This is a genomic window from Ramlibacter henchirensis (assembly GCF_004682015.1).
Lineage (GTDB): Bacteria > Pseudomonadota > Gammaproteobacteria > Burkholderiales > Burkholderiaceae_C > Ramlibacter > Ramlibacter henchirensis.
In genome coordinates this window covers 329127-342204 of the sequence record NZ_SMLM01000002.1, presented here as the reverse complement: position 1 = coordinate 342204, position 13078 = coordinate 329127, and the positions used below count along the sequence as shown (strand labels likewise).

At 70.2% G+C, this 13078-nt stretch carries 13 protein-coding genes; 12 read left to right on the top strand and 1 reads right to left on the bottom strand.

Annotated features, from left to right (window positions below; genetic code table 11):
* Window positions 1-2 precede the first annotated feature (2 nt).
* Genes rnc through nagZ form a run of 6 tightly spaced genes read left to right on the top strand, consistent with a single transcriptional unit; the run spans window position 3 to window position 4609 of the window.
* Complete coding sequence (rnc, locus tag EZ313_RS14390) at window positions 3-695, top strand: ribonuclease III (RefSeq protein WP_135263978.1); 693 nt, start codon at window positions 3-5, stop codon at window positions 693-695.
* On the top strand, window positions 692-1648 hold the full coding sequence (gene era / locus EZ313_RS14385) for a GTPase Era (RefSeq protein WP_135263977.1): 957 nt from the start codon (window positions 692-694) through the stop codon (window positions 1646-1648). The genes rnc and era overlap by 4 nt, the downstream gene beginning before the upstream one ends.
* Window positions 1635-2381, top strand: coding sequence for a DNA repair protein RecO (gene recO / locus EZ313_RS14380; RefSeq protein WP_135263976.1), 747 nt, complete (start codon window positions 1635-1637; stop codon window positions 2379-2381). Before era ends, recO begins: the two co-directional genes overlap by 14 nt.
* On the top strand, window positions 2378-3130 hold the full coding sequence (locus EZ313_RS14375; protein ID WP_135263975.1) for a pyridoxine 5'-phosphate synthase: 753 nt from the start codon (window positions 2378-2380) through the stop codon (window positions 3128-3130). Before recO ends, EZ313_RS14375 begins: the two co-directional genes overlap by 4 nt.
* Window positions 3131-3146: 16 nt before the next feature.
* Window positions 3147-3554, top strand: a complete 408-nt coding sequence (gene acpS, locus EZ313_RS14370) for a holo-ACP synthase (RefSeq protein ID WP_135263974.1) — start codon at window positions 3147-3149, stop codon at window positions 3552-3554.
* Window positions 3551-4609 carry a beta-N-acetylhexosaminidase gene (gene nagZ / locus EZ313_RS14365; RefSeq protein ID WP_135263973.1) on the top strand — a complete coding sequence of 353 codons (1059 nt, stop codon included), beginning with the start codon at window positions 3551-3553 and terminating at the stop codon, window positions 4607-4609. Before acpS ends, nagZ begins: the two co-directional genes overlap by 4 nt.
* A 13-nt stretch (window positions 4610-4622) precedes the next feature.
* On the opposite strand, the gene lysS is transcribed toward nagZ, so the two are convergent.
* Window positions 4623-6158: a lysine--tRNA ligase gene (gene lysS / locus EZ313_RS14360; protein WP_135263972.1), complete on the bottom strand. Its 1536-nt coding sequence runs from the start codon at window positions 6156-6158 to the stop codon at window positions 4623-4625.
* A gap of 87 nt (window positions 6159-6245) precedes the next feature.
* Here lysS and EZ313_RS14355 point away from each other — a divergent pair, with 87 nt between their 5' ends.
* From EZ313_RS14355 to EZ313_RS14330, 6 genes are read left to right on the top strand one after another with little or no spacing between them, the layout of a single operon-like run.
* A complete protein-coding gene (locus EZ313_RS14355) occupies window positions 6246-7703 on the top strand; it encodes a lipid II flippase MurJ (RefSeq protein ID WP_135263971.1) in 1458 nt (485 codons plus the stop codon).
* Window positions 7704-7714: 11 nt separating this feature from the next.
* Entirely contained in the window at window positions 7715-8524 is an 810-nt protein-coding gene (locus tag EZ313_RS14350) for an aldolase/citrate lyase family protein (RefSeq protein ID WP_135263970.1), read from the top strand.
* Window positions 8521-9075, top strand: coding sequence for a sugar transferase (locus EZ313_RS14345; RefSeq protein WP_135263969.1), 555 nt, complete (start codon window positions 8521-8523; stop codon window positions 9073-9075). The genes EZ313_RS14350 and EZ313_RS14345 overlap by 4 nt, the downstream gene beginning before the upstream one ends.
* A complete protein-coding gene (gene asnB / locus EZ313_RS14340) occupies window positions 9075-10868 on the top strand; it encodes an asparagine synthase (glutamine-hydrolyzing) (RefSeq protein ID WP_135263968.1) in 1794 nt (597 codons plus the stop codon). Before EZ313_RS14345 ends, asnB begins: the two co-directional genes overlap by 1 nt.
* Entirely contained in the window at window positions 10865-12058 is a 1194-nt protein-coding gene (locus tag EZ313_RS14335; RefSeq protein WP_135263967.1) for a glycosyltransferase family protein, read from the top strand. The genes asnB and EZ313_RS14335 overlap by 4 nt, the downstream gene beginning before the upstream one ends.
* Complete coding sequence (locus tag EZ313_RS14330; protein ID WP_135263966.1) at window positions 12049-13077, top strand: hypothetical protein; 1029 nt, start codon at window positions 12049-12051, stop codon at window positions 13075-13077. Before EZ313_RS14335 ends, EZ313_RS14330 begins: the two co-directional genes overlap by 10 nt.
* Window position 13078: the final 1 nt, after the last annotated feature.

The following is a 13078-nucleotide window of genomic DNA, read 5'->3' as shown; positions in this document are numbered from 1 at the left end:
TCTTGGATGGTGATGCGTCCGTCCTTGCCGCCCTGCAGGCGCGGCTGCAGCACCGCTTCTCGCAACCGAAGCTGCTGGCGCGAGCGCTGACGCATCGCAGTTTCTCCTCCGAACACAACGAGCGCCTGGAGTTCCTGGGCGATTCGGTCCTCAACCTGGCCGTCGCGGCCATGCTCTACGAGCGGCTCGGCGCCTTGCCCGAAGGCGACCTCTCCCGCGTGCGCGCCAACCTCGTCAAGCAGGAAACCCTGCACCAGATCGCGGCAGGCCTCGGCTTGTCGGACGTGCTGAAGCTGGGCGAGGGCGAGGCCCGCTCCGGCGGGCAGCGCCGGCCGTCCATCCTGGCCGACGCACTGGAGGCGGTGATTGGCGCCGTCCACCTCGACGCCGGCTACGACGCGGCCGAGGCGCTGGTCCACCGGCTCTACCGTGACGTCGAGATCAACCCCGGCATGCAAGCCGCGGCCAAGGACCCGAAGACCGAACTGCAGGAATGGCTGCAGGGACGCAAAATGAAGCTCCCCGTCTACCGCGTCGCGGGCGTGCTGGGCGCCGCCCACAAGCAGACCTTCGACGTGGAGTGCGAGATCCCGGAGCTGGGCGCCACCGAGCGCGGCATCGGTCCCTCGCGCCGGGCGGGCGAGCAGGCGGCCGCGGCCGCCATGCTGCAGACGCTGAAATCCAGGCAGAAATGAACCCGCAGGAGCAGGATCCGGCCGGCCCGCAAGAGGCCGGCAAAGCCACCGCCGCCGCCACGCAGCGCTGCGGCGTGATCGCCATCGTCGGCAAGCCCAACGTCGGCAAGTCGACCCTGCTCAACGCGCTGGTGGGACAGAAGATCAGCATCACCTCGCGCAAGGCGCAGACCACCCGCCATCGCATCACCGGCATCCGCACGATCGGGGCGACGCAATTCATCTTCGTGGACACGCCGGGTTTCCAGACGCGTCATGCGAAGGCTTTGAACCGGTCCCTCAACAAGACCGTGATGGGCGCGGTGGGCGACGTGGACCTGGTGCTGTTCGTCGTCGAGGCCGGGCGCTTCACGCTCGGCGATGCCAAGGTGCTGTCGCTGCTGCAGCCGGGCGTGCCGGCCGTGCTCGTGGCCAACAAGCTGGACCAGGTGCACCGCCGCGCGGAGCTCGCGCCTTGGCTGCGCGACATGCAGGAGCGCCATGCGTTCGCCGAGTTCGTGCCGATGTCGGCCAAGAACCCGAAGGACATCGAGCGACTGTTCGCGATCTGCGGCAAGTACCTTCCCGAGCAGCCCTGGTGGTACGCGGAGGACGAGCTTACCGACCGCAGCGAGAAGTTCCTCGCGGGCGAAACCGTGCGCGAGAAGCTGTTCCGCCTCACCGGCGAGGAGCTGCCCTACACCTCGACCGTGGTGGTGGACAAGTTCGAGGAGGAGCCGAGCCCGCAGCATGGCCGCTTCGTGAAGATCGCCGCCACCATCGTGGTCGAGCGCGACAGCCACAAGGCCATGGTCATCGGCGACAAGGGCGAGCGGCTCAAACGCATCGGCACGGAAACCCGCGTGGAGCTGGAGAAGCTGCTCGGCGCCAAGGTCTTCATCGAGCTGTGGGTCAAGGTGCGAGCCGGCTGGGCCGATGACGAGGCACGGGTGCGCAGCTTTGGCTACGAATAAGCGGATCTCCGATGAACCGGCCTTCGTCCTCCACCGCTACGACTGGAGCGAATCCAGCCTGATCCTCGAGGTGTTCTCGCGCCACCACGGGCGGGTGGCGCTGGTGGCACGCGGGGCCAAGCGTCCCAGCTCCAACTTCCGTCCCGTGCTGCTGCCGCTGCAGCCCCTGCGCCTGGCCTTCGGCGGCGACGCCGAGATCCGCGCGCTCAAGTCGGCGGAGTGGGTCGGCGGGCAGGTGATGCCCACCGGCGACGCACTGCTGTCGGGCTACTACGTCAACGAATTGCTGCTGCGGCTGCTGGCCCGCGACGATCCGCATCCGCGCCTGTTCGACGCGTACGCGCAGGCGGTGCGCGTCCTGGCGTCCGAGCACGGCGAGGCGCTGCAGCCGGCGCTGCGCGCGTTCGAACTGCTCCTGCTGCGCGAAGTGGGGCTGCTGCCCGCCCTCGACATCCAGACCGCCACGCTGGCGGCGCTGCAGCCGCAGGTCCGCTACTCGCTGCAGCCGGAGGGAGGGCTGGCCGAAACCGCGCCGGACCGGCCCGGCCTGGCCGGCGCCGACTGGCTGCAATTGCAGGCGGCGCTCGATGATCCCGCGCCCTTCGGCGCCACCCTGCGCGCGGCGGCGTCGATGGCCGAGCTGAAGCCGCAGCTGCGCCACCTGCTGCACTACCATTGCGGCGTCGCCACGCTGCGCACCCGGCAGCTGATGCTGGATCTCCAATCGCTATGACCGCTTCCAAGACGGCGCTCTCCGTCAACCTGAACAAGGTCGCGCTGGTGCGCAACACGCGCCACCTGGGCATCCCCAGCGTGGTCCGCGCCGCGTCGATCTGCCTGCAGGCCGGCGCGCACGGCATCACGGTCCATCCCCGGCCCGACGGCCGCCACATCCGCGGCGACGACGTGCCCGCGTTGAGCGAGCTGGTCGGTCACCACGCGGGCGCCGAGTTCAACATCGAGGGCAATCCGTTCCACAACCTCATGGAACACGTGCGGCTGCTGCGTCCGCACCAGTGCACCTTCGTGCCCGACACGGAAGGCCAGTTCACCAGCGACCACGGCTGGGAGTTCCCCGCCGATGCGCAGAGGCTGCGGCCGGTGGTGCAGGAAGCGCGCTCCCTCGGCGTGCGGGTGAGCCTGTTCATGGACCCGCGCCCGGAGCTGATGGCGGCGGCACGCGAAGTCGGCGCCGATCGCGTGGAGCTGTACACCGAGAGCTATGCGCGGGCCTGGGGCACGGTGCGGCAGGACGAAGTGCTGGGCAGCTTCGCCGAGGCGGCCCGCGCGGCCCAGGCGGCCGGCTTGGGCGTGAATGCGGGACATGACCTCAACCGCGACAACCTCACCGATTTCCTTCGCGCCGTGCCCGGCGTGCAGGAGGTCTCGATCGGCCATGCCCTGATCTCCGATGCGCTGGAGCTCGGCTACGAAGCGACGGTCAAGGCCTACCTGGCCCGCATCGACGCGGCGTTCGCCTGAAGGCCGGCGGTCCCGCATGGTGTACGGCATCGGCACCGACGTCTGCGACGTGCGCCGCATCCGCGAGTCGCTGGAAAAACATGGCGACCGCTTCGCCCGCAAGATCCTCGCCGAAGGCGAATTCGCCACCTGGCGCAGCCGCACGGCGCGCTGGCCGGAGCGCGGCGTGCGCTACCTCGCGACCCGCTTCTCCGCCAAGGAGGCCTTCAGCAAGGCCGTGGGCCTGGGCATGCGCATGCCGATGACCTGGCGCAGCTGCGAGGTGGCCAAGCTGCCCAGCGGCCAGCCGGTGCTGGTGCTGCACGGTGCGCTCAAGGACTGGTTCGACTCGCGCGGGCTGGTCGCCCACGTCAGCGTCACCGACGAAACCGACTACGCCGCCAGCTTCGTGGTGGTGGAACGAAAACAAGAAGCCCGGGAATGAACGAACACGCCCCCCTGATCCTCGACATCGCCGGCACGGAACTCACCGACACCGACCGCCGCCGGCTCCAGCATCCGCTCACCGGCGGGCTCATCCTCTTCTCGCGCAACTGGCACGACCGCAAGCAGCTCACGCGCCTTTGCGCCGACATCAAGTCCGTTCGCGACGACCTGCTGATCTGCGTCGACCACGAAGGCGGCCGCGTGCAGCGTTTCCGCCAGGGCGGATTCACGCATTTGCCGCCGATGCGGGTCCTGGGCGAACTCTGGATGCGCGACGCGCTCGGCGCCACCAATGCTGCGACGGCCGCGGGATACGTGCTGGCGTCCGAACTGCGCGCGTGCGGCGTCGATTTCAGCTTCACCCCGGTGCTCGATCTCAATTGGGGCGAAAGCGGCGTCATCGGCGACCGCGCCTTCCACCGCGACGCGCGGGTGGTCTCGGTCCTTGCCAAGAGCCTGATGCACGGCCTGCTGCAGGCCGGCATGGCCAATTGCGGAAAGCACTTTCCCGGCCACGGCTTCGTCAAGGCGGACTCGCACACCGAGGTGCCGGTCGACAACCGGGCGCTGAAGGCGATCCTGGGCGAGGACGCCGCTCCGTACGGCTGGCTGAACACCAGCCTGACCAGCCTGATGCCGGCCCACGTGATCTATCCCAAGGTCGACAAGCTGCCCGCCGGCTTCTCGCCGCGCTGGCTGCAGGCCATCCTGCGCGAGAGCCTCGGTTTCCAGGGCGCGATCTTCAGCGACGACCTGAGCATGGAAGGCGCCCGCCGCATCGACGGCCGCGAGGTCAGCTACACCGAAGCGGCCGTGGCCGCGCTCAATGCCGGCTGCGACATGGTGCTGCTGTGCAACCAGTCGGTGGGCGAGGGCAAGCCGGTCGACGAACTGCTGGACGGACTGGCGGAGGCCCAGCTCAAGGGCGACTGGCACGGCGAGCCCGCGAGCGAGCAGCGCCGCCTGGCGCTGCTGCCGGTGGGCGAGGCGCCCGCCTGGGACGACCTGATGGTGCACCCGCGCTACATGCAGGCCTTGCGCCTGCTGCCGTAGCACGCGGGCCGGTTCACTCGCGCCGCAGCGCCGGGAACAGGATCACGTCGCGGATGCTGGGGCTGTCGGTCAGCAGCATCATCAGCCGGTCGATGCCGATGCCGCAGCCGCCGGTGGGCGGCATGCCGTATTCCAGCGCGCGCACGAAGTCGTGGTCGAAGAACATGGCCTCGTCGTCGCCTGCGTCCTTGGCGTTGACCTGTGCCGCAAAACGCGCGGCCTGGTCCTCGGCGTCGTTCAGCTCCGAGAAGCCGTTGGCCATCTCGCGGCCGGTGATGTACAGCTCGAAGCGCTCGGTGACCTCGGGGCGCTCGTCGTTGGCGCGGGCCAGCGGCGAGATCTCGGTCGGGTGCTCCATGATGAAGGTGGGCTGCCAGAGCTTCTCCTCCACGGCTTCCTCGAAATAGAGCACCTGCAGGCTCGCGAGCGAGCGGCCCGAGAGGCGATCTTTCTCCTCGGACAGGCCGAGCTTGCGCACCGCGGAGATCAGCCAGTCGCGGTTGTCCACGTTGTCGCCGGCCTCGGTGTGCCGCACGATGGCTTCGCGGATCGTCAGGCGCTCGAATGGCGCCGCCAGGTCCACCGGCTTGCCCGAGTAGCTCAGCTGCAGGGTGCCGACGGACTTGTGCGCCGCGTCGCGCAGGAGCGCCTCGGTGAAGTCCATCAGGTCGCGGTAGTTCCAGTAGGCCGCGTAGAACTCCATCATCGTGAACTCGGGGTTGTGGCGCACCGAGATGCCTTCGTTGCGGAAGTTGCGGTTGATCTCGAACACGCGCTCGAAGCCGCCCACCACCAGGCGCTTGAGGTACAGCTCCGGCGCGATGCGCAGGAACATCTGCTGGTCCAGCGCGTTGTGGTGCGTCGAGAAGGGCCGCGCGTTGGCGCCGCCCGGGATGGGATGGAGCATCGGCGTCTCCACCTCCAGGAAGTCGTGCTGCACCATGAAGTCGCGGATGCCGGAGATCGCCTTGCTGCGCGCGACGAAGCGCTTGCGCGCCTGCTCGTCGGTCATGAGGTCGACGTAGCGCTGGCGGTACTTCACCTCCTGGTCAGCCACGCCATGGAACTTGTCCGGCATCGGCCGCAGGCTCTTGGTGAGCAGGCGGATCGAAGTGGCGTGCAGCGAGAGTTCGCCGGTGCGCGTCTTGAACACCTTGCCCTCGGCGCCGACGATGTCGCCCAGGTCCCAGTGCTTGAAGGCGGCGTAAGCCTCCTCACCGACCGCGTCCCGGGTGACGTAGACCTGGATGCGGCCGCTCTGGTCCTGCAGCGTGGCGAAGCTGGCCTTGCCCATCACGCGCTTGAGCATCATCCGGCCGCCCACGCGGGCCATGGCGCCCTCGGCTTCCAGCTGTTCCGCCGCCTTGCCGCCGTGCGCCGCATGCAGGTCGGCCGCATGGTCGGCGGGCTTGAAGTCGTTGGGGAACGCGACTCCCTTGCCCTGCCGCTGGGCATCGCGCAGCGCCTTGAGTTTCTCGCGCCGCTCGGCGATCAGCTGGTTCTCGTCGACGGGTGCGGCGGGGGCCGCGGGCGTGTTCTGCTGGGACATGAATGCGGGTGGGCTCGCTGGGGGCAAACCGCCGATTCTAAGTTTCCAGCCCGTTCGCTCCTGCCGCGCTCCGTATGATCCGCTGCCATGTTCCTCCGCGCCGGCGCCTTGTCCCTGGCCTTGCTCCTGGCCAGCCGGCTGCTGGGGGTGGCGCGCGAGTCCTCGCTGGCCGCGGCTTTCGGCAGCAGCGGCCTCGCCGACGTGGCCGTACTGGCCTTGTCCTTGCCGGACTGGATCGCGTCGGTGCTCGCCAGCGGCGCGCTGGCCTACGTGCTGCTGCCGGCGTGGGCGGCGCAGGACGGGCCGGCGGTGGCGGCGCTGCAGCGCCGGGTGGCCATCGCCCTCATCGGCGGCGGTTCGCTGCTGGCGATCGGCCTCGCATCCTTGAGCGGACCCGCGGCGCGCTGGCTGGCCGCGGGAGTGCCGCCGCCGATGCAGCCGCTTGCGGTGAACGCGCTCTGGTGGAGCGCAGCCGCGGTGCCTGCGGCCTTGCTCGCTTCGCTGTGGGCGACGCGTGCGCAGCATGAACGCGACTTCACGGGCCTGTACGGCGCCAACCTCGTCGTCAACGCGAGCCTCATCGCCGCCATCACGGCGGCGGGTTTGAGCGGGTCCTCGCAATCGGCCGTCCTCGCCCTGGGCGTCGGCCTGCTCACGGCGATGGGGCTGCGCCTCCTGTGGCTCAAGACGCGGCTGCCGTCCGTACCCATGCCCGCAATGCGAGGCGTCGCCGCTCCGGCCGCGCCGGTCTGGCTGTGGGCGGTGCTCAGCGCCGGACTGCCGCTGGCGCTGCCGTTCGTCGCCCGTTCGGCGGCGTCCCACGCGGGCGAGGGCGCGCTGGCGACGTTCAACTACGCATGGAAGCTGGTGGAGTTGCCCCTGATCCTGGCCATCCAGCTGGTGGCGGCGCTGGCCTTTCCGCCGATCGCCCGTGCCGTGGCCGCAGGCGGCGAGCAGGTTGCCGCACCCGTGCGCCAGGCCTTCGCGCTGGCGTGGACCCTGGCGTGCGCCGCGGTCGCCGCGCTCGCGATCGGCGCGCCTGCCCTGGCCCGGCTGCTGTTCGGCTGGGGCCGCATGGACGCGTCTTCGCTGGAGCAGGTGTGGCGCTGGGGCCTGGCGGGCAGCTGGGGCCTGTTGCCGCAGGCGCTGGCGGCCGTCGCGCTGACGGTGCTCGCGGCCCGAAGCCGCATGCGGTGGGCCGTCGCCGCTTACGCCGCCGCGTTCCTGCTGCTCCTGGTCGCCGCGGCCGCGGGCGTGGCCGATGGCCTGCTGCTGATGCAGGTGCTGAACGCCGGCTACACGCTCGTTGCGGTGGCCTGCCTGGCGGCCTTGGGTCGCGATGCGCTGCGGTGGCTGCCTTCCGCCGGCATGGCCTGGTCCGCGGCAGCCCTCATCGGAGTGCTGCTGGCGCGTACCGCACTGCCGGCCCCATGGCAGCAGGACGGCCTCGTTGCCCCGCTGCTCGCCGCCGCGTTCGCCGCGGCCCTGGTCCTTCTGTTCACCCTCTGGCGAAGCCCCGACCTGCGCGAAGCCCTGCGGCGATAATTTCCGCGGCCATGCTCGATCTGCTCCAGATCACCAACGACCCGGCTTTCGCCGGCCGCTGCGACGCACTCGACGGCATGCGCCTCTTCGTCGACCTCGAACGGATGGGCAAGGCCGAGCGGCAGGCGGGCCGCGACACCTTCATCAGCCAGCACACCGTGGCCGACGTCGGCCGGATCCGCGAGGCCGCCCGCCGCAGTCCCTTGATGGTCCGGGTCAATCCGCTGAATCCCGGCACGGCCGAGGAAGTTGAAGCCGTGCTCGCGGAGGGCGCCGACCTGCTGATGCTGCCCATGTTCCACCGCGCCGCGCAGCTGCGTGAGTTCGCCGCGATCGTCGGGGGGCGCGCACCCATCGTCGCGCTGCTGGAGACGGCGGCGGCACTCGAGACGCTGGACGAGTGGATCACCACGCCCGGCCTGCACGAAGTCTTCCTGGGCCTCAACGACCTGCACCTGGCCCTCGGCCATCGCTTCATGTTCGAGCCGCTGGCGCTCGGCCTGGTCGACCACGTGGCGCAGGCCGCGCGCAGTTGTGGCCTGCGCTTCGGCTTCGGCGGCATCGCGCGGCTGGGCGAAGGGCTGCTGCCCGGGCGCGACGTCCTGGCCGAGCACCTGCGGCTCGGTTCGCAGGCGGTGATCCTCTCGCGCACCTTCCACCGGCAGGACGAGGGGGAAGGGCGCTTCGAGCTCGAGGTGCAGGCCCTGCGGCGGGCCGAGGTGGAACTCGCACAGCGCACGCCGCAGCAGATGCAAGCCGATGCCCGCCGGATCGCCGCGAGCATCGAGGCGATCGCGGCGGGCCTGCCGCGGCGCGCATGAAGCGGCTGTTCGACGTGGTGGTCGCGCTGTTCGCGCTGGTGCTGCTCTCGCCGCTGTTGCTGGGCGCCGCGCTGGCCATCGTCCTCGAAAGCGGCCGGCCCGTCCTGTTCCGCCAGCAGCGCGTGGGCCTGGGCGGGCGGACGTTCGAGATGCTCAAGTTCCGCAGCATGGTGACCGACGCGGCGGCGCGCGGCCCGCACTTCACTTCGGATGGCGACCCGCGCATCACTCGCGTCGGGCGCTTTCTTCGCCGCAGCAGCATCGACGAACTGCCGCAGCTCTTCAACGTCCTGCGCGGCGACATGAGCCTGGTGGGTCCGCGGCCCGACCTGCCGGTGCAGGCTCGCGACTACCGGCCGGAGGACTGGGCCCTGCGCTGCAGCGTGCGGCCTGGCCTGACGGGCCTGGCGCAGGCGACGCTGCGCTCGCAGGCCACGCCCGAACAGCGCCTGGCCGCCGACCTGGCCTACGTGCAGCGCGCGACGCTTGCCGCGGACCTGCGCATCCTTCTGCTGACGCTCCGCCGCCTCGGCGGCGCGGGAGCGAACTGATGTGCGGCATCTTCGGCCACTGGAGCCGCGACCGGCAGGCGCTGGACGCCGCGCACGTCGCTGCGATGGCGCAGGCACTGCGGCACCGCGGTCCGGACGATGAAGGCGTGTGGCAGCCGCGAGGCAGAGGCGTCACGTTGGGCAACCGCCGGCTGGCCATCATCGACATCGCGGGAGGCCACCAGCCCTTCGTCTCCGACGATGGCCAGGTCGCGCTCGTGCAGAACGGCGAAATCTTCAACTACGTCGAACTGGCGGCCGAACTGCGCACGCAGGGCGTGCAGCTGCGCACCGGCTCCGACACCGAGGTGCTGCTGCGGCTGTACGAACGCGAGGGCATCGCGTTCCTGCGGCGGCTCAACGGGATGTTCGCGATCGCCATCGACGACGCGCGCGAGGACGCGATGTACCTCGTGCGCGACCGCGTCGGCGTCAAGCCGCTGTACTGGTGCGAGAACGGCGGAGAAGTGCTGTTCGGTTCCGAAATCAAGGCGATGCTTCCGGTGCTTCGCGCCCGTGGCGCGGCGCCGGCGCTGGACATCGAGGCGATCCACCATTACCTGACGTTCAACTACATCCCTGCGCCGTGGAGCGTGTGGCAGGGCATCCGCCACGTCATGCCGGGCACCTGGATGAAGCTGACGCGCTCCGGTGTGTCGACGCAGCGATGGTGGTCCCTCGCTGACCAGCGCGAGCGCGCGATGCCGTTCGAGGATTGGTCGCAAGAGTTCCTGTCCCTGCTGGACGACGCGACCCGCATCCGCCTGCGCGCCGACGTGCCCTGGGGCGCCTTCCTTTCGGGCGGCGTCGATTCGAGCACCATCGTCGGCCTGATGGCGCGCCACGTCGCGCGGGCGGTGCGCACGTTCTGCATCGGCTTCGAGGACCCGCGCTTCGACGAGTCGCGGTACGCGGCCGATGCCGCGCGGCGCTTCGGCTGCGATCACACGATGGAGATCGTCGACCCGGACATGCTGGACCGCTGGCCCACGGTGCTGCACCACCTGGACCAGCCGCACGGCGACGCCTCGTTCATGCCGACGCTGCGCGTGAGCGAACTGGCCGCCCGTCACGTCAAGGTGGTGCTCACGGGCGACGGCGGCGACGAGCTCTTCGCCGGCTACGAGAAGTACGCGGAGTTCTTCGCGCGGCCCGGTGTCGCCGGCCTGGAAACGAGCGAATTCCGCAGGCAGTACTTCGACTCGATCTCGCTCTTCTCTGCCTCGTGCAAGCTCGATCTCTACCGCCCGGAGATCGCCCGGCAGCTGGCTGGCATCGACAGCTACGCGGCCGCGGCCCTGCCGTGGCTGGAGGAGGCCGCGCATTTGGACCGCGTGAACCAGGCGCTGTACCTCGACATGCAGCTGCTGCTCTCGGGCAACAACCTGGTCAAGCCCGATCGCATGGGCATGGCCGTGTCCATCGAGGCGCGCACGCCCTTCCTCGACTGGCGGGTGATGGAGTTCGCCTTCCGCTCGCCGGGCGACACCAAGCTGTCCGCTGCGGGCGACAAGAAGCATTGGTACAAGCGCGCGGTCGTGCCGTTGATCGGCCACGAACTCGCCTACCGCCCCAAGCAGATGTTCACCGTGCCGGTAGGCGAGTGGTTCCGGCACGGGCTGCACGGCTGGCTGTCGAACCTGTTGCACGAGAGCGAGCTGGTGCGGCAGCTGTTCGAACCCGTGCGGATCGATGAGCTGCTGCAGGCGCATCGGACCGGCGCGGCCAACCGGACGCGCGAGCTGCGTGCGCTCGCCGCGCTGGCTTTGTGGCACCAGGGAGTGCAGGCATGAAGCGCGTGCTGTTCGTCGGCTACGGCGGCGGGCACGTGCGCATGCTGCTGCCGGTGGCGCGGCTGCTGCGGGAGCGCGGGCTCGGCGAGCCGGTGTTCCTGGGGCTCACGACGGCGCGGGCCGAAGTGGAGGCTGCGGGCTTCGCATGCCTTGGCTTCGCCGACTTCCTGCGCGCTGACGACGCGGCCGCGTTGCAGCAGGGCAGGGCGCTGGCGGCGAAACTTCCGGCGCATGCGATCAGCTTCGAGGAGAGCGCGGCCTATCTCGGCCTGTCGTACGCGGATCTCGTGCGCGAGCACGGCGAGCAAGGCGCCGCGGCGCTGTATGCCCAGCATGGGCGCCAGGCCTTTCTTCCGGTCCCGACGCTCGAACGCATCCTCACCAAGGTGCAGCCCGATCTCCTCGTGGCGACCAGCGCGCCGCGCGCCGAACGGGCCAGTTTTCTGGCGGCACGGCGCCTCGGGGTTCCGGCCGTGTGCCTAGTGGACCTGTTCGCCGCCTACGAGATCGAGTGGCTGCGCGAGCCCGGTTTTGCCGATCGCATCTGCGTGTTGAATGAGCGCGTGCGCGACCGCCTCGTCGCCACGGGCCGCCGTGCGGAAGAGGTCATCGTCACCGGCAATCCGGCGTTCGATGGGCTGCTCGATCCCGGCGTCCGCGAGCGCGGCGCTGCGCTGCGAAAGGCGCGAGGCTGGGATGGCCGCCGCGTCTGGCTCTGGGCCTCGCAGGTGGAGCCCGAAAGCCATCCCTGCCAGCCCGGTCGGGGCGACACGCTGCTGCCGCGGCGGATCGCGCAGGAACTGCAGCGCATCACGCGGGCCCGGCCCGACATGGAACTGGTGATCCGGCCCCATCCGTCGGAAGGCGACTACCGAATCGAGTTGGGCGCCCGCGAGTGGTTGTCTCCACGGACCGAGAACCTGCACGAGCTCCTGCATGCCTGCGACGGCGCGGTCGTGCTCACGTCCACTGTCGGGCTCGAGGCCAGCATCGCGGGTTGCGCGGTCGTGCAGGTGACCGGCTCGCTCTATACGCTCGATGCGCCCTACCTGGCGTATGGGATCGCGGATGCGGCGGTGGCCCTGGAAGGGCTGGCCGTAGCGCTCGATGCCGCGCCGCCCCGCCGAGCGGCCGTCGACCTGGCGCCGGCCGCGCCCCGGGTGCTGGAAGCGCTGGCACGGTGGCTGTGACGCGCTCGCTCGAACTGAGACCCGAAGAGGCGATGGCGTGGTTCCAGTCCATGCCGCGCACGCAGCGGCTGCGCAGCCTGGCGCCCGATTTCGGCCAGGCCGACACGCGCCGCGCGCCGGGGCTGACGTGCTTTCACGTGGGCTACGAGGAAGGACCGTCGCGCTGGCTGCACACGCTGCACCTACGCGACGTGCCGGGCCTCGGACAGGCAGCGATTTCGCCCTACGGCTATGGCGGGCCGCTGTGCAGCAACGAGGAGCCGGCCTTCATCGAAGGCGCCTGGACCGCGTACCAGGCCTGGGCGCGGGGCCACAGCGTCCTGGGCGAGTTCTGCCGCTTCCACCCGGAGGCGGAGCACCAGCGCTTCTTCCTCGGCGACGTGCGCGCGAATCGCGTCACCGTCAGCGTGGACCTGCAGGTGCACCCTGTCGAAGGCCAGTACAACACGCTCGCCCGCCGCAAGCTCAAGCGTGCGGCCCGGATCCCGGTGCGCTGGTCGCGCGAAGCCGCCGACTGGCGGGCCTTCGGCGACTTCTACCGGCGCGCGATGGCGGCGATGGGTGCGCACGAGCGCTACCACTTCGGCGACGCCTACTTCGAGGCGATCTCGGCGCTCGAAGGCATCGAGCTGTGCATCTGCGGCGAAGGCGGCGAGTGGTTGTCGGCCGGCGTCTACCTGTTCCAGCAGCGAAGCGCGCGAGACGCCGCGCCGGGCGGCACCATGGAATACCACCTGGGCGCCAGCAGCGAAGCCGGACACGCGATCGGCACGGCCTATCTCCTGCAGCACGCCGCCGCGCTGGAGGGTGCGGCCCGGGGCTTGTCCAACCTGTACCTGGGCGGAGGCACCAGCACCGACGCGGACAACCCGCTCCTGTTCTACAAGCGCGCCTTCTCGCGGCGGGAGCGCATCTTCCACGTCGGCAACGCGATCCACCACGAGGCGCTCTACTCGGCATTCGCGCAATCGCGCGGGTACCATCGCGAGAGCCTGCCGCCCCACCTGCTGTTCGACTGAA

Bases quoted from the DNA above. Each gene is read 5' to 3' on its own strand.
- EZ313_RS14375 (WP_135263975.1), top strand. From the start codon at position 2,378: ATGACCGCTTCCAAGACGGCGCTCTCCGTCAACCTGAACAAGGTCGCG.
- era (WP_135263977.1), top strand. From the start codon at position 692: ATGAACCCGCAGGAGCAGGATCCGGCCGGCCCGCAAGAGGCCGGCAAA.
- lysS (WP_135263972.1), bottom strand. From the start codon at position 6,158: ATGTCCCAGCAGAACACGCCCGCGGCCCCCGCCGCACCCGTCGACGAG.
- EZ313_RS14335 (WP_135263967.1), top strand. From the start codon at position 10,865: ATGAAGCGCGTGCTGTTCGTCGGCTACGGCGGCGGGCACGTGCGCATG.
- acpS (WP_135263974.1), top strand. From the start codon at position 3,147: ATGGTGTACGGCATCGGCACCGACGTCTGCGACGTGCGCCGCATCCGC.
- EZ313_RS14355 (WP_135263971.1), top strand. From the start codon at position 6,246: ATGTTCCTCCGCGCCGGCGCCTTGTCCCTGGCCTTGCTCCTGGCCAGC.
- nagZ (WP_135263973.1), top strand. From the start codon at position 3,551: ATGAACGAACACGCCCCCCTGATCCTCGACATCGCCGGCACGGAACTC.
- asnB (WP_135263968.1), top strand. From the start codon at position 9,075: ATGTGCGGCATCTTCGGCCACTGGAGCCGCGACCGGCAGGCGCTGGAC.
- EZ313_RS14345 (WP_135263969.1), top strand. From the start codon at position 8,521: ATGAAGCGGCTGTTCGACGTGGTGGTCGCGCTGTTCGCGCTGGTGCTG.
- EZ313_RS14350 (WP_135263970.1), top strand. From the start codon at position 7,715: ATGCTCGATCTGCTCCAGATCACCAACGACCCGGCTTTCGCCGGCCGC.